Raw genomic sequence first — 20406 nt, 5'->3', positions numbered from 1 at the left:
CTCAGATCTCGTCAAAGTCCAGCTTCTCGCCGGCCCGCTCCCAGACGATGCGCTCCAGCATCTCGCCGAGCAGCTCTTCGCTCTTCTCGCAGATCCACTTCTTGCTCTCTTCGTCATAATCGAAGTGGAAGCCACCCGACTTGTCCGCCAGCCACAACTGGCGCAGGGGCTCCTGGCGGCTGAAGATCAACTGGCTGCCGTTGTCGAACTTGATGGTCAGGACACCGGCGGAGTTCTCCATGTCCAGGTCCATGCCGCTCTCGTCGAACAGGTCTTCCAGGGCCTGTTGGGTCGCGTCGACCAGATCATGGAAACGCGCTTCGCTCAAACTCATTGCAGGAACCTCGAAATTGGCTGCGTTACAGGCAAGCCGGGCAAGATACGGGCGCTTGCCGCCGAATGCAAAGATTAGCCATTGCAGGCGGCAAGAATAGCCCGCCCGGCGGACCGGCTCTTGCATAGGCAATCCGCCGGTCGCTCGGTATACTCGGGCGCAATACTGCATATTTCAAAGGATTTCACCCATGAAGCGCCTGATTTCCTCGCTCGCGGCGCTGGTCGCGGTTGCCTGCCTCGTTTCGGCCTGCGGTCAGAAGGGCCCCCTGTACCTGCCGGAAGACGGCAAGGACGGCAAGGGCAGCCAGAAGTCGCATCAGCACAAGCACGCTCCGGCGGTACAGCCGCAAGAAGAGCAGCCTATCCAGCCCGAGCAAACGCCAGAGCAGTAAGGAAATCAGATGAACGCTTTCAATTACCGCGACGGTGAACTGTTCGCGGAAGGTGTGGCCCTGTCGGCCATCGCCGAACGTTTCGGCACCCCGACCTACGTGTACTCGCGTGCCCACATCGAAGCCCAGTACCGCAGCTATACCGACGCGCTGCAAGGCGTCGAACACCTGGTGTGCTTTGCAGTCAAGGCCAACTCCAACCTCGGTGTGCTGAACGTGCTGGCCCGTATGGGCGCAGGCTTCGACATCGTTTCCGGCGGTGAGCTGGAGCGTGTACTGGCCGCTGGCGGCCGTGCTGATCGTGTGGTGTTCTCCGGTGTCGGCAAGACCCGCGAAGACATGCGCCGCGCGCTGGAAGTCGGCGTGCACTGCTTCAACGTCGAGTCCACCGACGAGCTTGAGCGCCTGCAAGTGGTGGCCGCCGAGATGGGCAAGGTTGCCCCGGTCTCGCTGCGGGTCAACCCGGACGTCGACGCCGGCACCCACCCGTACATCTCCACCGGCCTCAAAGAAAACAAATTCGGCATCGCCATCGCCGACGCCGAAGCCATCTACGTGCGTGCCGCCCAACTGCCGAACCTGGACGTGGTCGGTGTCGACTGCCACATCGGCTCGCAGCTGACCACCGTCGAGCCGTTCCTCGATGCCCTCGACCGCCTGCTGGACCTGGTCGACCGCCTGGCCGACTGCGGCATCCACCTGCGCCACCTTGACCTGGGTGGCGGCGTTGGCGTGCGCTACCGCGATGAAGAGCCGCCTTTGGTGGCCGACTACATCAAGGCCATCCGCGCGCGCGTCGGCGACCGCGACCTGGCCCTGGTCTTCGAGCCGGGCCGCTACATCGTGGCCAACGCCGGTGTTCTGCTGACCCGCGTCGAGTACCTCAAGCACACCGAACACAAAGACTTCGCCATCATCGATGCGGCGATGAACGACCTGATCCGCCCGGCCCTGTACCAGGCCTGGATGGGCGTCAGCGCGGTCACCCCACGCGAAGGCCAAGGCCGCGCCTACGACCTGGTCGGGCCGATCTGCGAAACCGGCGACTTCATTGCCAAGGAGCGCGAGCTGAACCTGGCCGAAGGCGACCTGCTGGCTGTGCAGTCTGCCGGCGCCTATGGTTTTGTCATGAGCTCGAACTACAACACCCGTGGCCGTTGCGCCGAAATCCTGGTCGACGGTGACCAGGCGTTCGAAGTACGCCGCCGCGAAACCGTCGCCGAACTGTATGCTGGCGAAAGCCTGCTGCCGGAGTGAGCCCATGCTGCTGCGTTTCACCAAGATGCATGGGCTGGGCAATGACTTCATGGTCCTCGACCTGGTCAGCCAGCACGCACACATCCAGCCCAAGCATGCCAAGCAATGGGGCGACCGCCACACCGGCATCGGCTTCGACCAGCTGCTGATCGTCGAGGCACCGAACAATCCAGAAGTGGACTTCCGCTACCGGATCTTCAATGCCGACGGCTCCGAAGTCGAACAGTGCGGCAACGGTGCGCGCTGCTTTGCCCGCTTCGTGCTGGACAAGCGCCTGACCGCGAAAAAGCGCATCCGCGTCGAAACCAAGAGCGGCATCATCGAGCTGGACGTGCAGAACGACGGCCAGGTGAGTGTCGACATGGGCCCGCCGCGCCTGGTGCCGGCCGAAATCCCCTTTGTCGCCGACGAGCAGGCACTGAGTTACCCACTGGAAGTCGACGGCGAGGTTCACGCCATTGCCGCTGTGTCCATGGGCAACCCACATGCCGTGTTGCGCGTCGATGACGTGCATACCGCGCCTGTGCATGCCCTGGGCCCGAAGATCGAAAACCATCCGCGCTTCCCGCAGCGGGTCAACGCTGGCTTCATCCAGGTCATCGACCGTCACCGTGCCAACCTGCGGGTCTGGGAACGCGGTGCCGGCGAGACCCAGGCCTGCGGCACCGGCGCTTGCGCTGCGGCCGTGGCGGCTATCAGCCAAGGCTGGATGGACTCACCGGTGACCCTCGACCTGCCGGGTGGCCGCCTGCACATCGAATGGGCCGGCCCCGGCAAGCCCGTGTTGATGACCGGCCCGGCCGTACGCGTCTACGAAGGACAGGTTCGTCTCTAAGCGAGTAACCGCCATGACCGATCAGCCCAAGGTTGTACCCCAGCAGTCCACCGAGCTCGATGCCGAGGCGGTGGTCGCGTACCTGCGCGCCCACCCGACCTTCTTCGCCGAGCACGACGAGCTGCTGGTCGAGCAGCGCATCCCCCACCAGCGTGGCGACAGCGTGTCGCTGGTGGAGCGCCAGCTCAAGCTGCTGCGCGACCGCAACATCGAGATGCGCCATCGCCTGTCGCAACTGATGGACGTGGCGCGAGATAACGACCGGCTGTTCGACAAGACCCGCCGGCTGATCCTCGACCTGCTCGATGCAGGCAGCCTGGAAGAAGTGGTGATAGCGGTCGAAGACAGCCTGCGCCAGGAGTTTCAGGTGCCCTTCGTCAGCCTGATCCTGTTCGGCGATAACGTCGCGCCAGTGGGCCGCTGGGTCAGCAACGCCGAGGCGCACCAAGCCATCGGCGGCCTGCTGGGGGGCGGCAAAACGGTCAGCGGCAACCTGCGCGACCATGAGCTGGCGTTCCTGTTCGGTGAAGATCAGCGCCTCGAAGTCGGCTCCAGCGCCGTTGCCGCCCTCGAATACCAAGGGCTGCACGGCGTGCTGGCGATTGGCAGCCGCGACCCGCAACACTACAAGAGCAGCGTCGGCACCCTGTTCCTCGGCTACATTGCCGAGGTGCTGGGCCGTGTCGTGCCGCGCGTTACCCAGACCCTGCGTCCGGTGCGCTGATGGAACGCCAGCTGGAGGCTTATTGCGCCCACCTGCGCAATGAGCGCCAGGTGTCCGAGCACACCCTGCTGGCCTACCGCCGTGACCTCGACAAGGTCATTGCCTACTGCAACGATCAGGGCATCGCCGGCTGGCAAGCGCTGCAAATCCAGCAGCTACGCCAGTTGATCGCCCGCCAGCACCACCAAGGCCAATCCTCGCGCAGCCTGGCGCGCCTGCTGTCGGCCGTGCGCGGCTTGTACCGATACCTGAACCGTGAAGGGCTGTGCCAGCACGACCCGGCCAGCGGCCTGTCTGCGCCCAAGGGCGAGCGCCGCCTGCCCAAGACGCTGGATACCGACCGCGCCCTGCAACTGCTCGATGGCGGCGTCGACGACGACTTCATTGCCCGACGTGACCAGGCCATCCTCGAACTGTTCTATTCGTCAGGCCTGCGCCTGTCCGAACTGGCTGGCCTCGACCTCGAATACCTCGACCTTGCCGGCGGGCTGGTGCAGGTGCTGGGCAAGGGTGGCAAGGCGCGCGTACTGCCTGTCGGCCGTAAAGCCCGCGAGGCCCTGCAGGCGTGGTTGCGCCTGCGCGGCATCGGCGGCCCACGCGACAGCGCCGTGTTCATCACGCGCCAGGGCAATCGCCTGAGCCCACGGGCCATCCAGATGCGGGTCAAGGTCGCCGGCGAGCGCGAGCTGGGCCAGCACCTGCACCCGCACATGCTTCGCCATTCTTTCGCCAGCCATCTGCTGGAATCGTCCCAGGACCTGCGTGCGGTGCAAGAGATGCTCGGCCATGCCGACATCAGCACCACGCAAATCTACACCCACCTGGACTTCCAGCACCTGGCCGCGGTGTACGACAGCGCCCACCCCCGGGCCAAACGCAGCAAAGGCACAGACTCATGAGCATCAAGCTGATCACCTTCGACCTCGATGACACCCTGTGGGACACCGCGCCGGTGATTGCCAGCGCTGAAGTGGTCCTGCGCGACTGGCTCGAAGCCAACGCGCCGATCCTCGGCGGCGTACCGGTCGAACACCTGTTCGCCATTCGCGAGCGCCTGGTGCAGGCCGAGCCCGGCCTCAAGCACCGTATCAGCGCCCTGCGCCGGCGGGTGCTGTTCCATGCCCTGGAAGAGGTCGGCTACAGCGAAAAGCACGCGCAGGCGCTGGCCAACGAAGGCTTTGAAGTGTTCCTGCATGCACGCCACCAGGTGGAAATTTTCCCTGAGGTGCAGCCGGTGCTGGAAATCCTGCGCCATCAGTACACCCTGGGGGTGGTCACCAACGGCAACGCCGATGTGAGCCGCCTGGGCTTGGCGGACTACTTCCGCTTTGCCTTGTGCGCCGAGGACCTGGGCATCGGCAAACCGGACCCGGCACCGTTTCTGGAGGCGCTGAAACGTGGCGAGGTCGAGGCTAGCGCGGCGGTGCATGTGGGTGACCACCCCGGCGATGACATCGCCGGCGCCCAACGGGCCGGGCTGCGGGCCGTGTGGTTCAACCCACAAGGCAAGCCCTGGGCCGGTGAGCGGGCACCCGATGCCGAGATCCAGCGGCTTTCGCAACTGCCTGAGGTAATGGCGCGCTGGCGCTGACAGGGGCCGCTTCGCGGCCCATCGCCGGCAAGCCAGCTCCCACAGGTATGCGCTGCGCCTAAGGTAGCTTTATCCTGGGGGAGCTGGCTTGCCGGCGATAGCGCTCCTAAACCCAACAGGCACAAAAAAGCCCGCAGCGACGGCGGGCTTTTTTGTGGGCGACCACTCAGATAGGGCGGCTGCCGTATTTGTTGTCCGGCTTCTTGGGCGGATCGGCGACCACGTTGGCCTCCACTTCCTGCACCTTGCCACCGCGCGAAAGGAACTCTTCCATCGCTTTGGCCAGGGCATCGCGCTCCTTCTGCTTGGCTTCCATGCTCGGCATCTCGTCTACCGAGACAGCGGCCTTGGACTTGCCTTTGGCAGTGGGCGCAGGGCTATCGTCTTCGCCAGCGTCTTCCGCAACGTCGTCAGCCGCTGCTTCGAGACCCTCATCAGCCTCATCATCGTCGCCTACTTCGAGGTCGTCGTTTTCCAGATCATCGTCGCTCATGTTCTACCTCATGACTTGCGAAAAGCAGGTTGGTTATAGACCAGTGCAGCCGTAGACCGGCAGCCACCAGTGAAAATTCAACTGGCCGTGGGTTGGCCACTGCCTTGGGCATCCACCTCCTGATGGGAGGGTCGTACCCTGCAGGCCCTGCTCCTGGCAGGACCTGACGAAATCCTTGAGCCACCTGCTGGCCACGCGCTAATGGCAAGCCTAGCAAAGGCTGGGGAAGCGTGCGGACTGCATGTCAAACACCCTTCGGCGCGCATTCTAGCGCGCCCGTGGAAAAAGCAAAGCTCCATAAACGCTCGGCATCTTGTAAGTTTTCTGCCTACGTCGCGAACGTGACGAATAAACCGTTTGCCGTGCGGGAAATGGCAAAAATCAGGCGAAAAAATGCCCGGCGAACCGGGCAAGTTTTTACCGCGTCGCAGTTACAGGTTGTAGCCGCGTTCGTTGTGCTGAGCCAGGTCGAGGCCGACCGACTCTTCTTCTTCGTTGACCCGCAGGCCCATCACCAGGTCCAGCACCTTGAGGATCACGTAGGTGACGATGGCGGTGTAGACCACGGTGAAAATCACGCCTTTGGCCTGGATCCAGACCTGCATGCCGATATCGGTGACCGTGCCGAAGCCGCCCAAGGCCGGTGCGGCGAACACACCGGTAAGGATGGCGCCGACGATACCGCCGATACCGTGTACGCCGAAGGCATCCAGCGAATCGTCATAGCCCAGCTTGCGCTTCAAGCTAGTGGCGCAGAAGTAGCAGATCACACCCGAAGCCAGGCCGATCACCAGGGCGCCCATCGGGCCCACGGTGCCTGCGGCAGGCGTGATTGCGACCAGGCCGGCGACCACACCCGAGGCGATGCCCAGGGCGCTCGGCTTGCCGTGGCCAAGCCACTCGGCAAACATCCAGCCCAAGGCTGCGGCGGCGGTGGCGATCTGGGTCACCAGCATGGCCATGCCGGCCGTGCCGTTGGCGGCGGCGGCAGAACCTGCGTTGAAGCCGAACCAGCCGATCCACAGCATCGCTGCGCCCATCAGGGTGTAGCCCAGGTTGTGCGGGGCCATCGGCGTGGTCGGGTAGCCTTTGCGCTTGCCCAGCACCAGGCAGCACACCAGGCCAGCGATACCTGCGTTGATGTGCACCACGGTGCCGCCGGCGAAGTCCAGCACGCCCCAGTCCCACATCAGTGCGCCATCACCGCTCCACACCATGTGCGCGATCGGTGCGTACACCAGGGTGAACCAGATGCCCATGAACACCAGCATCGCGGAGAACTTCATGCGTTCGGCGAAGGCACCAACGATCAGCGCCGGGGTGATGATGGCGAAGGTCATCTGGAAGGTGATGAACACCGCCTCAGGGAACAATGCGGTGGCCGAAGTCAGGCTGTCGGGCGTGACGCCGCTGAGAAACGCCTTGGAGAAGCCACCGACGAAGGAATTGAAGTTGAGCACGCCCTTTTCCATACCGCTGGTATCGAAGGCCATGCTGTAGCCGTAGACGACCCAGAGAATGCTCATCAGACCGGTGATCGCGAAGCACTGCATCATCACCGAAAGCACGTTCTTGGAACGCACCATGCCGCCATAGAACAGGGCCAGGCCCGGGATGGTCATGAACAGCACCAGCGCCGTAGCGGTCAACATCCAGGCGGTGTCGCCGGAGTTCAGCGCTGGGGCAGCTTCCTCTGCCAGGGCGAGCCCGGGCATTACGAGGGACAATAGGGCTCCTAGCCCTGCGATCTTACGCAGAGTCATGTTGTTTTCTCCTGGGGCGTTGGGTTTGGTGAGGCTTTTTTTGTTACTTAGATCGCGTCGGTATCGGTTTCGCCGGTACGGATGCGGATCGCCTGCTCCAGATTCACCACGAAGATCTTGCCGTCACCGATCTTGCCGGTGTTGGCTGCCTTGGTGATGGCTTCGATTACCCGATCAAGGTCCTTGTCGTCGATGGCGACGTCGATCTTCACCTTGGGCAGGAAGTCGACCACGTATTCAGCACCGCGATACAACTCGGTGTGGCCCTTCTGCCGACCGAAGCCTTTGACTTCAGTGACGGTGATGCCCTGCACGCCGATTTCCGACAGTGACTCGCGCACGTCGTCCAGCTTGAACGGCTTGATGATGGCTGTGACTAGCTTCATGAAACTCTCTCCCGATTTGGTGGACTTGCCCCAGGAAAACAAACCCGTCTCAAGTCTAAGCGCAGCGGTTGGCTTTGTAACGCGTCGTCGGCATCCGGCTCCGCGTGCGCACTGCCTGGTCACAAGGAACTGCATCAGTGCATGGCTCGTACAGGTCATTGCAGAAACCTTGCCAGTTCCACTAAAACGCCAGAAAACAGCGAGTTGCACGAAATAGTCGGGATTGGCCAGTCGCCAGCATTGAAAAGATGCACGATTTCGGTGCGTGCCGGCTTGGCCCACTGCGCGAAAAATGTGCAGTGCACACTGCTTGCTCACTGGCCAAACCGCGTTTTGCTGCGTGTTACACTGCGGGTCATTTTTCAGTTTCAGTGGACAGCCGAACATGCTCGCGCCCAAAGCCCTTCTCGATGCCCTGAGCGACCAGGCCTCACGCCTGTTCAGCAGCGATACCGCCCAGCCCCGCGCCGAACTGGAAAGCCAGTTCAAAGTGCTGATGCAGGGTGCCTTCAGCAAGCTGGACCTGGTCAGCCGCGACGAATTCGACAGCCAGATGGTCGTACTGGCCCGTACCCGCGCCCGCCTGGAGGCCCTGGAGAAGCAGGTCGCCGAGCTGGAAGCGCGGATGGCGCCGACCAGCGAATAAGGTTTAGGCGGAGGCCTGCAATCGATCCTCGCGCCGATTACCTGGTTTCGGCGGTAGCTCGCTGGCGTGCAGTGTGCCGCGGAACAGCGTCGCGCCGCACAAGGTGAACAGCGTCTTCACCCGGTTGTGCGAGTTGAGTATCTCAGCCTGGATATGCTCGATGTCGTTATCCGCCGGCTGCAATGCGACCGCACGGTTGATCCACTCGATGGCGGCGAAGCGGCTTTGCTTGCGCGTGCCCTGCCCTTGCATCCAGGCCAGCCCTAGTTCAGCACTGGCGCGAGCGGCAATACTGGCGTCCGGGTGCTCGACCAGCGCCTGCAAGTAGTCGACGGCTTCGGCCTGTTCCTGCGGTTCGCCGAACTGACGCAGCAGAATACCCAGCTGCAAACGCGCACTGGCAGCGGTCTGCAAATCGCCCAACGCATCGTTCAACAATCGCCTGACGGCCAGCATGGCACTGCGCTCATTCAAGGCTTCTGCGCTTTGCATGCGACGGCAGGCCAAGGTGTATTTCGCCTGCTTGCAACCGGTCTCTACCGCGCGCAACAACCAATAGTCGGCAGCACTCGCGTCCAAGTACTGCGCGGGGGTGTTGGGCAGCGCGCCTCGGTGGAGGTCATGAAGGCTAAGGGCAGCCTCTGGCAGGCTCAGCTCGGCACAGCGTTCATAAAGGTAGAACGCTGCCTCGTGCTGGTTGGCAGCCCAGAGCAGGCGTGGCACTTCAAGCACGTCCAAACCCGGCCCTTGGCGGCCACATTGGCGCTTTACCGCAGCCAGTGACCACACACGTGCCTGCTCGTACGAGCACTGAAAACCCCACAGCCCAAACGCATGCCCAACCGCCCTCAACGCACAGGCGGCGGGGTGCGAGCGGCTCGCGCAGAGCTGCTCGATAGCGATACGAAAGGCCTGCTGGTCATCCTTCACTGCGTGGAACAGCATGACGCAGACAAAACTACGGAAGGGCTGGCCGATGCCCGGGACGAACCCAAGGTCAGGGTAAAGATTCACACTGGCGGCAAAATCGCGCAGGGCGCCGGCGTAATCCTGCTGAGCACAACCACGCAAAGCACCACGCCAGGCCAGCAAGGTGGCACGCTCCCTGGGCCTGAGTGCTCGCAGCGACCATGCCTTGAAGACCTGCAGCCACACAGCGATCGACTGTGACTGGCCGGCATGCGGCAGTTCGAGCTGGTCCTCGATAGCCAGCCAGCGCAGTGCATTACGCTGTTCCTCGGGCCAACGCTCACACAGCGGCCCAATGGCCAGGGCGTCGATCGCGGCGTCACTGCCTCCCCAGCAGGGCAACAGGTAGGTTGCATAAGCCTGAATCGCTTCGAAACAGCCGGGGAATGCGCCAAGTGCTTGATGCAGCCAATAGTGCTGGACGTTTTCTCGCCCCTGCTCGGCCCGCTCGCACAGGCACGCCGGTAAGGCCTGAGGCAGTTCGGCCAGAGGTAGCAGGCCGTATTTCACCAGCAGCGGCGCTGCAGCCTCTTGCACCTCCACGTCGGCCTGAGCACAGGGGCTGAAGCGCACCGGCCGGCCGTCGAACAGGCCCAGCAACCAGCCTGGCTCCGCGAAATGCGCGCTGATCTTCAGCATGCCGATCGCCGCTGCCACGGGTTGGTTTGAGCGCCCCATGGCACGCAGCAGGTGCGCCGCGCCAATCTCGCAAACCTGTTCCGCCGCCAGCCGACGCTCGGCGCTGATGGGCTGGGTGTTGGCAGACTCGCGGATATGGCAGGCCCGGCTGAAACAATGAAAACCCATCACCACCTGAGGGTGATAGGCCTTGGGGCAGGCATCGATCCAGGCCTTGAGGATCTGCGTCAGGGCCTTGTCGCCCTGGCTGTCCCTATCGACCAGCATGTGCCCTTCGACGGCCTCCAGGTAGGCCGGGAACTCGCCGGGCGGCGACTGCCGCCAGCGCACTTCGAGGATGTCGAAGAAGCGGTTGAGTTCAACGAATGCACTGGCCTGCACCAGTTCACGGATTGCCTGGCGAGTGCGAGTGAGCGTTTGCACGGGGCAATACCTCAAGTCCATTTGTAGGAAGTTGTGTTGCCATCCCATGGCAATCACAGTAGCCCTTCAACACTAAGCCATACCCTGGATCTGCGCAAAAATAATTGGATCCATTTGTGTCGGATTCTAAGAAAACCCAGGGGAAATACCTGACCTGAAAAACCAGGACGCACACTTATTGCGCTGATCCTGGCTGTCGCCGCTAAGCTTGCCCAAGCCTCGCCCAGCTCAGCCTGCAGCCACCGACGGACAACTGCATCACAGCGCGCAGCTCGTCTAGTGTTTCGTTTATTTCGACTATTGCGTGTTTCGTTTGTTTCGAATATAAATCAGATACCTGTCGTATCAGCCGCCGGGGATTCCTATTAGCTACTGGAGAACACCGATGACCACCGCCGACTTCGCCCGAACCATCCTTCCAGATGAAAAAGCGATCGCTGCGGCCACTGAGTCCAGTCGCCAGATTGCCGCTTTCGTCTCAACGAAGCTGGATACTCAGCGCATTGAGCTCGTAGATGAAAACCAGCAGCGCCAGACCGTTGAACTGCCGACTTTCGCGCTCAGACTGCTCGGCGACATCCTCAACGAACTGGCCTCGGGCAACACCGTTAAGGTGGTGCCTATCCATGCAGAACTTACCACTCAAGAAGGCGCCGACCTGCTCAACGTCTCACGTCCTCATCTGGTCAAGCTGCTGGATGAAGGGCTAATCCCGCACACCAAAACCGGGAGCCACCGCCGCATAAAATTCACCGATCTTATGGCTTACAAAGCCGATCGTGATAAAGCGAGCCAGGCGGCCATGGAAGAACTGGCGGCACAAGCTCAAGCACTTAATATGGGGTATTGATGAGGCACTCACCCTTTACCGTCGTTTATGACGCCTGCGTTCTATATCCAGCGCCCTTACGTGATCTACTGATGCATCTGGCGCTGACGGGTGTGTTTCGCGCTCGCTGGTCCGAGCAAATTCACGATGAGTGGACGCGCAATGTGTTGAAAAATCGCCCTGACGTATCGCCGACACAACTTCATCGCACAGTCGCATTCATGAATCAGGCTATTCCTGACTCCTTGGTGAGCGACTATGAGCCGTTGATACATGGGCTGGACCTTCCTGACGAAGACGACCGACACGTCTTGGCGGCAGCAATCAAATGCGGCGCCACGGTGATCGTCACGTACAACCTCAAAGATTTCCCGTCCGAAATCTTGAAACGTTTTGAGATCGAGGCATTGCATCCCGATGTGTTCCTTTCCGACATTTGGGACCTTGACCAAGCAGCCGTGCTCGAGGCCGTCCAGAAGCAGCGCGCGGCACTCAAAAACCCTGTTTACACCCCCCGCGAACTAATGGATTCGCTCCTCAAACAGCGACTCCCAGAGATCGTCAAGCTTCTCTCGAACTACGAACTACTGATCTGACCCAACTGGCCAGGTGCATCCGTCCAACCCTCGCCTGCGACCGCTTCACAATGAGCCTGAAAAACCCCGACGCACACTTATTGCGCTGATCCTGGCTGTCGCCGCTAAGCTTGCCCAAGCCGCAGGAAGCGGCCCCATTCCGCGACAATGGAGCGTCCATGTCACTTGCTCTCGTCCACAGCCGCGCCCAGGTCGGCGTGCAGGCACCGGCGGTCAGCGTCGAAACCCACCTGGCCAACGGCCTTCCCCACCTGACCCTGGTCGGCCTGCCCGAAACCACGGTCAAGGAAAGCAAAGACCGGGTCCGCAGTGCCATCGTCAATTCCAGCCTGGATTACCCAGCCAGGCGCATCACGCAAAACCTGGCGCCTGCCGACCTGCCCAAGGATGGCGGGCGTTATGACCTGGCTATTGCCTTGGGCATCCTCGCCGCGAGTGGGCAGGTGCCGGTGGCCACCCTCTGCGACATCGAATGCCTTGGCGAACTGGCGCTGTCCGGCCAGTTGCGCCCCGTGCAGGGCGTTCTACCGGCGGCGCTGGCGGCACGGGAAGCAGGCCGGGCGTTGGTGGTCCCGCGGGAGAACGCCGAGGAAGCAAGCCTGGCAGGCGGACTGGTGGTATATGCCGTCGGGCACCTGCTGGAGCTGGTCGCCCACCTGAACGGCCAAGTGCCCTTGCCGCCGTATGCCGCCAATGGCCTGGTCTTGAACAGCCGACCCTACCCCGACCTCAGCGAGGTACAAGGCCAAATCGCGGCCAAGCGCGCCTTGCTGCTGGCGGCCGCCGGGGCCCATAACCTGCTGTTTACCGGCCCGCCTGGCACCGGTAAGACCTTGCTTGCCAGCCGCCTGCCAGGGCTGTTGCCGCCACTGGACGAGCGCGAAGCGCTGGAGGTGGCGGCTATTCAGTCAGTCAGCGGCCATGCGCCGTTGAACAGCTGGCCGCAACGCCCGTTCCGCCACCCACACCACTCAGCCTCGGGCCCTGCGCTGGTAGGAGGTAGCAGTCGGCCGCAACCCGGCGAGATCACCTTGGCTCACCATGGTGTGCTGTTTCTCGATGAACTGCCCGAATTTGAGCGGCGTGTGCTGGAGGTATTGCGCGAGCCGCTCGAGTCCGGCGAGATCGTGATTGCAAGGGCTCGGGACAAGGTACGTTTCCCTGCGCGGTTCCAGTTGGTGGCCGCGATGAACCCCTGCCCTTGTGGCTATCTGGGCGACCCTACCGGCCGCTGCCGCTGCAGCACCGAGCAGATCCAGCGCTATCGCAACAAACTGTCGGGCCCACTGCTGGACCGCATCGACCTGCACCTGACCGTGGCGCGTGAAACCACCACCCTCAACAACCAACCCAGCGGCGAGACCAGCGCCGCTGTCGCCGAACGGGTGGCGGAAGCACGCGAGCTGCAGCAACGCCGGCAAGGGTGCGCAAATGCCTTTCTCGACCTCAACGGCTTGCGCCGCCATTGCCCGCTGGAGGCGGCGGACCAAGCCTGGCTGGAGACAGCCTGTGAGCGGTTGACCCTGTCGTTGCGCGCGGCACATCGGCTGCTGAAAGTGGCACGCACGCTGGCGGATCTGGAAGGTGTGGCGTCGATTACCAGGGCGCACCTGGCCGAGGCGCTGCAGTATCGGCCGGGGAGTTGATTTGGATCCGCGATTTTGGGGCCGCTTTGCGGCCCATCGCGACGCAAGGCCGCTCCTACAAGTACAGCGCCCGCCTCCGCCCGGGGGGAGTCTGTGCGGCGCTATCGGTCGGCCAACGCCGCCTCTACCGCCGCCAGCAACGCCTCTTCAGAAAACGGCTTGCCCAGGCACGCCACCGCCCCATGGCGCTGCGCAGCCTTCAGCGCCATGTCGTCCCAATGCGCCGACATGCAGACGACCGGCAGCCGCCAGCCCCTGCGCGCCAGCTCACGCAGTACGTCAAGCCCGGAAAGCCCAGGCATCTTCAAGTCCAGCAACGCACACCCGGCCTCGCGCGCCAGCGTCGAGGCCAAGAACTCTTCGCCCGAACCGAACAGCAATGCGCCGAAGCCTGTCGCTCGCAGCAGGTTGGCCAGGCTTTTGCGCACCGACGCATCATCGTCGACGATGCACACCCACGCCCTGTCGCGTTCGACCTCGGGTTTCATGCGGCGCCCTGGCCCTCGGCACGGGCCTCGAGCACGTTGTGCATGGCGACCAATTCGACCAGCGAGCGGGACTGCATCTTGTTCATGATGTTCTTCTTGTGCACCTTGGTCGTCACCTCGCTGGTGCCAATCTCTTTGGCAATCTGTTTGTGCGACAACCCACCGACCACCAGCGCGAACACCTGCCGCTCACGTTGGGTCAGCCGCGCGTACTTTTCCCTGACTTGCCGTGTATGCCGCCACGCACGCCCAGCCGTCAGCGCCCGGGCACGCAGAGCCGTCAGCAGGGTCAGCAATTGCGCCTCATCAAAGGGCTTGGTCAGGAACTCCACAGCACCCGCACGCATCGCCTGAACGGTCATGGGAATAGTGCCGTGGCCGGTCATGAACACGATCGGCCAGGGCAGGTCGAGCCGACGCACCATCGCCTGCAGCTCCAAACCGCTGGCCTCAGGCAGGTTCATGTCCAGCAACAGGCAGGCATAAGGCGTGTCGGCATGCGCTTCAATCAGCGCCTCAGCCGAGGCGTACAGGCGATGCACAATGTCGTGCGAGCGAAAGAGTCGCCCCAAGGCTTTAAGCACCGATGGGTCGTCATCCACCACCAGCACGGGCACCGCTGCGCAATCAGCCGCGGGCTCAGCCGTATCGAGGTCGAAGGCTAGCGAAGCGTTGCTCAAATGTCTCGCCGGCAGGTCGAGGGCCACTTCAGCCGCCAGCCGATAGCCGCGGCGTGGCACGGTCTGGATCAGGCCGCGGTCACCGAACGCCTTGCGCAACAAGGAGATCTGCACCTGCAGGTTGTTGTCTTCGACCACCGTGCCGGCCCACACCTGGCTGAACAGCTCGTCCTTGCCAACCACGCGGCCTTTGGCGCGGATCAATGTTGCCAGCACCTCGAAAGCGCGCCCGCCCAACACGATCGGCTTGCCGTCGAGAAAGGCTTCTCGTCGCTCCAGCGACACCTGGGCATTGCCAAATCGGATCATGGTCTTCTCGAGTCTCACGGGTCCGGGCGGTTGCGCAGCCCCGTGCAATCTAGGCCAGCGCCCGCATTCATACAATTATCCCGAGGGATAGGTTGGCCTTGGGACTATACAAGCGCCCGCCACGGCCAAGGGGACGATAACGGTCAAGATGGTTCCCGTTCCTGCCAAGCCGTCTGGCCCGGGCATGCGTGGGGGGATCGCTGCGTATACTCGCGCCCTTGGATGTGGTTAGCAGGGGGTGCTTGATGCTCGATGAACGCCTCGCTTACAGGCCCATCGATTATGACCAGTCGATCGACGAGGGCTGGTTGAATCGGTGCGACATCACTCGCCTGGGGCAGGAAGGCGAGCTGACCTACTTCCGCCTGTGTGACCCCGGCACGGGGCAGGCCTGGATCGCTGTGCGCGCCCCAATCGAAGCCCCTGCTGCCTGCCAGCGCCTGGAGCGCGATTATCGCCTGCGCCTCGACCCGAAGTGGGCCGTGATGCCCTCGGCCTATGTGCGTTCGGCCGAAGGGCCGCTGCTGGTGTATCCGGGCGGCCGCTCGGTCGCCGACCTCATCGCCCAAGGCCCGGCAGCGCTTCCCGGCTTCCTCGACATCGCCGTCAACGCCGCATCAGCATTGGCGCTGGCACACGCTGCCAACGTACTGCACGGCGCCTTGCAACCCGCGCATATCTGCGTGCAGCACGCGCAGCGGGTGAGGCTTGGCGGGTTTCGCGCGGATGCGCACTCGCTCATCAGCGAGCAAGGCGCCCCCATCGGCAACTGGTCCTACCTGGCGCCGGAACAGATCTGCCCCCTCGGCTCCAGCAGCGACCAACGCAGCGATATCTATGCGCTGGGTGCCATCCTGTACCAGCTTTTGCTGGGCGAGTTGCCGCTCGCCGGGCGCGACACACTGCACTGGCGCCAGCTGCATGCCGGCGTGCAGCCACGGGCGGCCATCGAGGTCGACAACCGCGTGCCGCAGCCACTCAGCCGCATCCTCGCCAAGGCCCTGGCCAAAGAGCCCGATGCCCGCTACCAGACCGCCCGTGCGCTGGCGGTGGACTTTGCTCACTGCCAACGGCAGTGGCTGGCGGCCCAGGCCATCGAAGATTTCGAGCCTGGCAGCGCTGACCCCCTTTCGCCCAACCACGAACGCCTCTATGGCCGCACAGCCGAGCAGAAGGTCATCACCCTGCTGCTCAAGGCATTGCGCCGCGACAGCGCGCCCCAGGCCCTGTTCATCAAGGGCGCTACCGGCATGGGCAAGTCCAGCCTGGTACAGGCAGCGCTCAAGGGCGGCGCCGAGGGTTATTGGGCCAGCGGCAAGTGCAACAGCCTGGAACGGGCGGTGCCCTATGGGCCCTGGATCGAGATTCTCGGTTCGCTGACCACCCAGTTGCTGGCCAAGAACCGCGATGACCTTGACGCGCTGCGCCGTGAAATTCTGCGACGCATCAAAGGGCGCGGCCGTTTGCTGGGCAAGCTGGCCCCAGACTTGAAGCTGGTGATCGGGCCCATGGCCGAGTTCCCGGAAAAGCCCACACGGCTCGCCTTGCAGAAAGAGCTGCGAGCGATCGTCGAATTCCTGCAGGTGTTCAGCCGCCCCGGGCGACCATTGGCGCTGTTTCTCGATGACATGCAGTGGGCTGACGACGCCACGCTGCACTTGCTTGATGAGCTGCTGGAGCAAGCACCCAGCAACCTGCTGTTGATCTTCGCCCGGCGCAGCGATGCACCACCCGGCAGCAAGCCCCTGGTTACCCCCGCGTCCATCCGTAGTACCACCCTAGACCTACGCCCCCTCACCGTCGGCGCCGTGATGGAGATGATCAGCGAGCGCTACCACGCCGCGCCTGACGCTGCCTTGCAGCTCGCCGAGCTGGTGCACGCGAAGACCGCTGGCAACCCGTTCTTCATCCACCAGATCCTCGGGGCGATGGTCGAGGACCAGTTGTTCACCTTCGACACACAGACCATGCGCTGGTCGTGGTCGCTGCCAGCAGTAGCGCAACACCGCTATGCCGACAACGTCGCCGACCTGATGGTCCATCGCCTGACACGCCTGCCTGAAGCCCAGCGCACTGTGCTGCGCTTTGCCAGCGCCGCGGGTGGCCGATGCGACGAACGCCTGCTGCGCCGCATGCTGCCACTGCCCGCCGAGCAACTGGCCGAACAGCTCAAGGCCTTGATTGGCGCGGGCTTCCTGCTACCTGGACACAAGGCGCTGGTGTTCTCGCACGATCGCGTACTGGACGCCGCCTACGCACTCACCCCATCGCGCGAGCGGCCGGCGCTGCACGCGCATATTGCCCAAACCATGCGGGCGGCCTGGCAAACGGCTCAACACGACGCGGTGTTTGAAATCGCCAACCAGGTGCAGTTGGCCAGCCCGCATGCATTTGCTGCCAGCGACTGCGAAGGGTTTCTGGTGCTGCTGCAGGAGGCCGCGTTGCGGGCGCGCGACAATGCCGCCTATGAGCAGGCCGCCGGCTACCTGCAGGCGGCCGACGAACTGCTGCGCTTCGGCGCCACGCCCGGCAGCCAGGCAAACCATGCCTTTGCCATCGCCTGCCTGGCCGCTGAGTGCGACATGCAACTGTCACGCATGCCACAGGCCAACGTTCGCATCCTCGAATGCCACCAGCGTGCGCTATCGGCGCTCGACAAGGCCCGGGTATGCAAGCTTGAAGCACGCCTGCATACCTTGCGTTCGGACTACCCAGCCGCCATCGCCTGCGCCATCGGCGGCCTTGAGCTGTTGGGCATCACGCTCGCCCAGGGCATCCACCCCGAGCAAGTCGAGGCAGCCTATGGCCGTGTCCACGCCCTGATCGAGAACAAGGGCCGTCATTGCCTGGAATCGTTGCCCAGGGCCGACTCGGAAGACGCGGCGGTGGCAATCGCGCTGCTGGCGACCCTGTCATCATCGTTCTTCGTCAAGGACGACCTCTGCTTCCTGCACCTGGCCAAGATCATGGAGCTGTCATTGCTCCATGGCGTCGCCCCCGGCAGTACCTATGGCCTGGCCTGGTTCGGCGTGATGGCGGCCGAGCGCTTTGCCGCCTACCACGACGGCCATGCTTACTGCCTGGCGGCGCTCAAGCTGATCGAGCGGCACGGTTTCGAGGCCGACTTGACCAGCGCCCTGCTCGCCCTCGACCAGGTCAGCGCCTGGACGGCGCCGATGGAGTTCGCCCGGCGCACGGCACTGGAAGCGGTCGAATCGCCGCGCCTGAGCGGCGACCTGGCGATGGCCTGCTATGCCCGCAATCACCTGGTTTCCGACTCACTGTTCATGGGCCAACCCTTGCAGGAAGTCAGCGGCGAAGTGGAGCAAGGGTTGGTCACCGTTCGCGGCTACGGCTACAGCGATGTCGAACACATCCTCTTGGCCCAGCAGGCATTCGTCGCTGTCATGACCGGCAGCAGCGGCAGGGTCGGCCTTGCGTCGCGCTCGGGGTGCGAAGCGCCTGCCGAAGCCCGCGTGCACAGCATAAAATCCTGCACCACGCTGTTCTTCAAGCACCTCTACGCCGGCATGTCGGCCTTTTACCTGGGCGATATCAAACAGGCCGTACGCCAACTCGCCAGCGCCGGCAGCCATGCCTGGGCCGCCCCTGCACACATCAACCTGGCCGACTACCACCTGTTCCGCGGCCTCACCCTGGGCAGCCCGGAAGCCCCAGGCAGCGCGATGGGCAAATTGGCTGCGCTGCACGAATTGCGCGAGCGCTTTGCGGCGTGGGCGAGCTTCAACCCGGTCACCTTCCGCAACAAGCTCCTGCTGATCGAAGGTGTGATCGCCAAGCTCAGCGGCGATGGCCTGGCTGCCATCCGCTGCTTCGACCAGGCCCAGATCGCCGCCACGGCCGCCGGTTTCATCCATGAGCAGGCCCTGGCCCACGAGCAACTGGCTGAAGTGTGCATCCCCAGTGGCTTGATCTCTGGCGCCAACCTGCACCTGCGCATTGCCCGTGACTGCTTCCACATCTGGGGTGCCACGGGCAAGGTGCGCCAGCTCGAAACCCTGCACCCGTTCTTGCGCACCCAGCCCGTGCAGGAAACCTACCGCTCTGCCAGCCAGGCCAGGCTCGACCTGGAAGTCGGCCTGGAAGCCGCGCGCGCGCTATCCGAAGAGGTGTTGCTAGAGGGCCTGATCGAAACCTTGATGGGCCACCTGACCCAGCATTCCGGTGCCGACCACGGTGCCCTGCTGATCGTCAGCGGCGCCGAGTTCCAGATGGCCGCGCTGGCCTACATCGACGATGCGGGTCTGCACGTGCGCATGGACAATTGCCAGAAGTTCCTGACCCAGGCGCCGCTGTCGATCATCAATGCCACCCTGCGCACCAAGAAACCCATGGTGCTGAACGACGCCCTCAGCGACTGCCCAGAAGCGTTTCGCCAGGAGCTGCACGCCCGCAACGCCCGCTCGGTGCTGTGCCTGCCGCTGCTGCTGCAGGGTGTGCTGATCGGCCTGGTCTACCTGGAAAACCGCCTGGTGCCGAACCTGTTCGGCAGCCAGCGCCTGGCCATGCTGGAGATTCTCGCTTCGCAGGCTGCGGTATCGCTGCAAACGGCCAAGTTCTATACGCGCCTGGCCGAGGACAACCAGAGCCGCGCGCAGATGGAGGCCGAGCTGCGCCGCTCACGTGCAGAGCTTGCCCGCAGCGCGCACCTGCAGGTGATGAACGAGTTGTCCGCCTCCATCGCCCACGAGATCAGCCAGCCCCTGCTTGGCATCGCCGCCAATGCGGCCGCCAGCCTGCGCTGGCTCAAGCGAGGCCAGCCCGACCTGGAAGAAGCCATCGCCGGCCTGGAAGATATCCGCAACGACAGTGAACGGGCAGCCAACATCGTCCGCGCACTGCGGTCGCTGGCCAAACAGTCGCCGATGCAACTCAAGCCGGTGAAGCTCGATGCGCTGATTCTGGAAGTGGTGCGCCTGACATCCTCGGATGCCTTGAAAGGCGGCGTGAAGGTGCAAACCCGGTTGCAGGCCGCAACGAGCCTCATGGCCGACCCGGTGCAGCTGCAGCAGCTGATCTACAACCTGATCACCAATGCCCTGGAAGCGCTGGCGGGGTTCCGCGACGATGGCCTGTTGCGCATCACGTCTGCCGTGGTCGAGGCGGGGGTGGAGATTTGCGTGGACGACAATGGGCCAGGGATTGCGCCAGAGGAGCTGGAGCGGGTGTTTGGTGCGTTCTACACCACCAAGAGTGGCGGCCTGGGAATGGGGCTGGCGATCTGCAGCTCGGTGATTCAGGCCCATGGTGGGCAGTTGCAGGCTCAGGTTTCGGAGCTGGGCGGGTGCCGGATCAGGTTGACGGTGCCGGTTCGGGCGGATGATTGACCTGTTTTAGCCTGCGCCGGCCTCTTCGCGGGCAAGCCCGCTCCCACAGGGCCGTG

18 protein-coding genes are annotated in these 20406 nt (G+C 63.5%); 11 read left to right on the top strand and 7 right to left on the bottom strand.

Going from position 1 to position 20406, the window contains the following annotated elements:
* Window position 1: 1 nt before the first annotated feature.
* Window positions 2-334, bottom strand: coding sequence for an iron donor protein CyaY (gene cyaY / locus D886_RS0101505; protein ID WP_027592210.1), 333 nt, complete (start codon window positions 332-334; stop codon window positions 2-4).
* 190 nt (window positions 335-524) lie between these two features.
* On the opposite strand from cyaY, the gene D886_RS26680 reads away from it, so the two are divergent.
* From D886_RS26680 to D886_RS0101475, 6 genes are read left to right on the top strand one after another with little or no spacing between them, the layout of a single operon-like run.
* The gene (locus D886_RS26680; protein WP_033693895.1) at window positions 525-728 is read left to right on the top strand and encodes a lipoprotein; all 204 of its coding nucleotides are present in this window, start codon (window positions 525-527) and stop codon (window positions 726-728) included.
* 9 nt (window positions 729-737) lie between these two features.
* Complete coding sequence (gene lysA, locus D886_RS0101495; RefSeq protein WP_027592209.1) at window positions 738-1985, top strand: diaminopimelate decarboxylase; 1248 nt, start codon at window positions 738-740, stop codon at window positions 1983-1985.
* Between the two features lie 4 nt (window positions 1986-1989).
* Window positions 1990-2820, top strand: coding sequence for a diaminopimelate epimerase (gene dapF / locus D886_RS0101490; protein WP_027592208.1), 831 nt, complete (start codon window positions 1990-1992; stop codon window positions 2818-2820).
* Window positions 2821-2833: 13 nt separating this feature from the next.
* Window positions 2834-3544 carry a DUF484 family protein gene (locus tag D886_RS0101485; RefSeq protein ID WP_027592207.1) on the top strand — a complete coding sequence of 237 codons (711 nt, stop codon included), beginning with the start codon at window positions 2834-2836 and terminating at the stop codon, window positions 3542-3544.
* The gene (xerC, locus tag D886_RS0101480) at window positions 3544-4443 is read left to right on the top strand and encodes a tyrosine recombinase XerC (protein ID WP_027592206.1); all 900 of its coding nucleotides are present in this window, start codon (window positions 3544-3546) and stop codon (window positions 4441-4443) included. The genes D886_RS0101485 and xerC overlap by 1 nt, the downstream gene beginning before the upstream one ends.
* Complete coding sequence (locus D886_RS0101475) at window positions 4440-5135, top strand: HAD family hydrolase (RefSeq protein WP_027592205.1); 696 nt, start codon at window positions 4440-4442, stop codon at window positions 5133-5135. Before xerC ends, D886_RS0101475 begins: the two co-directional genes overlap by 4 nt.
* 166 nt (window positions 5136-5301) lie before the next feature.
* On the opposite strand, the gene sutA is transcribed toward D886_RS0101475, so the two are convergent.
* The 3 genes from sutA to glnK form a co-directional block, all read right to left on the bottom strand.
* Entirely contained in the window at window positions 5302-5628 is a 327-nt protein-coding gene (gene sutA, locus D886_RS0101470; protein ID WP_027592204.1) for a transcriptional regulator SutA, read from the bottom strand.
* A 431-nt stretch (window positions 5629-6059) separates the two neighbouring features.
* A complete protein-coding gene (locus tag D886_RS0101465) occupies window positions 6060-7391 on the bottom strand; it encodes an ammonium transporter (protein WP_027592203.1) in 1332 nt (443 codons plus the stop codon).
* 47 nt (window positions 7392-7438) lie between these two features.
* Complete coding sequence (gene glnK, locus D886_RS0101460) at window positions 7439-7777, bottom strand: P-II family nitrogen regulator (protein ID WP_002555808.1); 339 nt, start codon at window positions 7775-7777, stop codon at window positions 7439-7441.
* Window positions 7778-8162: 385 nt separating this feature from the next.
* Between glnK and D886_RS0101455 the strand changes: the two genes are divergently transcribed.
* Window positions 8163-8423 (top strand): accessory factor UbiK family protein, encoded by a 261-nt coding sequence (locus tag D886_RS0101455; RefSeq protein WP_027592202.1) that lies wholly within the window; start codon window positions 8163-8165, stop codon window positions 8421-8423.
* A 3-nt stretch (window positions 8424-8426) separates the two neighbouring features.
* Here D886_RS0101455 and D886_RS0101450 read toward each other — a convergent pair whose 3' ends face one another.
* Window positions 8427-10454 (bottom strand): DUF4034 domain-containing protein, encoded by a 2028-nt coding sequence (locus D886_RS0101450; protein WP_027592201.1) that lies wholly within the window; start codon window positions 10452-10454, stop codon window positions 8427-8429.
* Window positions 10455-10839: 385 nt separating this feature from the next.
* On the opposite strand from D886_RS0101450, the gene D886_RS0101445 reads away from it, so the two are divergent.
* From D886_RS0101445 to D886_RS0101435, 3 genes are all read left to right on the top strand, one after another.
* The gene (locus D886_RS0101445; RefSeq protein WP_027592200.1) at window positions 10840-11304 is read left to right on the top strand and encodes a helix-turn-helix domain-containing protein; all 465 of its coding nucleotides are present in this window, start codon (window positions 10840-10842) and stop codon (window positions 11302-11304) included.
* The gene (locus D886_RS0101440) at window positions 11304-11879 is read left to right on the top strand and encodes a PIN domain-containing protein (RefSeq protein WP_027592199.1); all 576 of its coding nucleotides are present in this window, start codon (window positions 11304-11306) and stop codon (window positions 11877-11879) included. The genes D886_RS0101445 and D886_RS0101440 overlap by 1 nt, the downstream gene beginning before the upstream one ends.
* A 158-nt stretch (window positions 11880-12037) precedes the next feature.
* Window positions 12038-13525 carry a YifB family Mg chelatase-like AAA ATPase gene (locus tag D886_RS0101435; protein ID WP_027592198.1) on the top strand — a complete coding sequence of 496 codons (1488 nt, stop codon included), beginning with the start codon at window positions 12038-12040 and terminating at the stop codon, window positions 13523-13525.
* 101 nt (window positions 13526-13626) lie between these two features.
* Here D886_RS0101435 and D886_RS0101430 read toward each other — a convergent pair whose 3' ends face one another.
* Both D886_RS0101430 and D886_RS0101425 read right to left on the bottom strand, forming a co-directional pair.
* Entirely contained in the window at window positions 13627-13980 is a 354-nt protein-coding gene (locus tag D886_RS0101430) for a response regulator transcription factor (protein ID WP_027592197.1), read from the bottom strand.
* Between the two features lie 29 nt (window positions 13981-14009).
* The gene (locus D886_RS0101425) at window positions 14010-15002 is read right to left on the bottom strand and encodes a response regulator (protein ID WP_027592196.1); all 993 of its coding nucleotides are present in this window, start codon (window positions 15000-15002) and stop codon (window positions 14010-14012) included.
* Between the two features lie 245 nt (window positions 15003-15247).
* Between D886_RS0101425 and D886_RS0101420 the strand changes: the two genes are divergently transcribed.
* A complete protein-coding gene (locus D886_RS0101420) occupies window positions 15248-20350 on the top strand; it encodes an ATP-binding sensor histidine kinase (protein ID WP_027592195.1) in 5103 nt (1700 codons plus the stop codon).
* The last annotated feature ends 56 nt before the right edge of the window (window positions 20351-20406 follow it).

It is taken from the genome of Pseudomonas sp. LAIL14HWK12:I7 (assembly GCF_000483465.1).
GTDB lineage: Bacteria > Pseudomonadota > Gammaproteobacteria > Pseudomonadales > Pseudomonadaceae > Aquipseudomonas > Aquipseudomonas kermanshahensis.
Note: the sequence above shows the minus strand (reverse complement) of the source record. Positions and strands in the feature narration are given on the sequence as shown.

Coding starts and splice junctions, on each gene's coding strand:
- D886_RS0101435 (WP_027592198.1), top strand. CDS start 12,038: ATGTCACTTGCTCTCGTCCACAGCCGCGCCCAGGTCGGCGTGCAGGCA.
- D886_RS0101420 (WP_027592195.1), top strand. CDS start 15,248: ATGCTCGATGAACGCCTCGCTTACAGGCCCATCGATTATGACCAGTCG.
- D886_RS0101465 (WP_027592203.1), bottom strand. CDS start 7,391: ATGACTCTGCGTAAGATCGCAGGGCTAGGAGCCCTATTGTCCCTCGTA.
- dapF (WP_027592208.1), top strand. CDS start 1,990: ATGCTGCTGCGTTTCACCAAGATGCATGGGCTGGGCAATGACTTCATG.
- D886_RS0101455 (WP_027592202.1), top strand. CDS start 8,163: ATGCTCGCGCCCAAAGCCCTTCTCGATGCCCTGAGCGACCAGGCCTCA.
- D886_RS0101425 (WP_027592196.1), bottom strand. CDS start 15,002: ATGATCCGATTTGGCAATGCCCAGGTGTCGCTGGAGCGACGAGAAGCC.
- lysA (WP_027592209.1), top strand. CDS start 738: ATGAACGCTTTCAATTACCGCGACGGTGAACTGTTCGCGGAAGGTGTG.
- cyaY (WP_027592210.1), bottom strand. CDS start 334: ATGAGTTTGAGCGAAGCGCGTTTCCATGATCTGGTCGACGCGACCCAA.
- sutA (WP_027592204.1), bottom strand. CDS start 5,628: ATGAGCGACGATGATCTGGAAAACGACGACCTCGAAGTAGGCGACGAT.
- xerC (WP_027592206.1), top strand. CDS start 3,544: ATGGAACGCCAGCTGGAGGCTTATTGCGCCCACCTGCGCAATGAGCGC.
- D886_RS0101445 (WP_027592200.1), top strand. CDS start 10,840: ATGACCACCGCCGACTTCGCCCGAACCATCCTTCCAGATGAAAAAGCG.
- glnK (WP_002555808.1), bottom strand. CDS start 7,777: ATGAAGCTAGTCACAGCCATCATCAAGCCGTTCAAGCTGGACGACGTG.
- D886_RS0101440 (WP_027592199.1), top strand. CDS start 11,304: ATGAGGCACTCACCCTTTACCGTCGTTTATGACGCCTGCGTTCTATAT.
- D886_RS26680 (WP_033693895.1), top strand. CDS start 525: ATGAAGCGCCTGATTTCCTCGCTCGCGGCGCTGGTCGCGGTTGCCTGC.
- D886_RS0101485 (WP_027592207.1), top strand. CDS start 2,834: ATGACCGATCAGCCCAAGGTTGTACCCCAGCAGTCCACCGAGCTCGAT.
- D886_RS0101475 (WP_027592205.1), top strand. CDS start 4,440: ATGAGCATCAAGCTGATCACCTTCGACCTCGATGACACCCTGTGGGAC.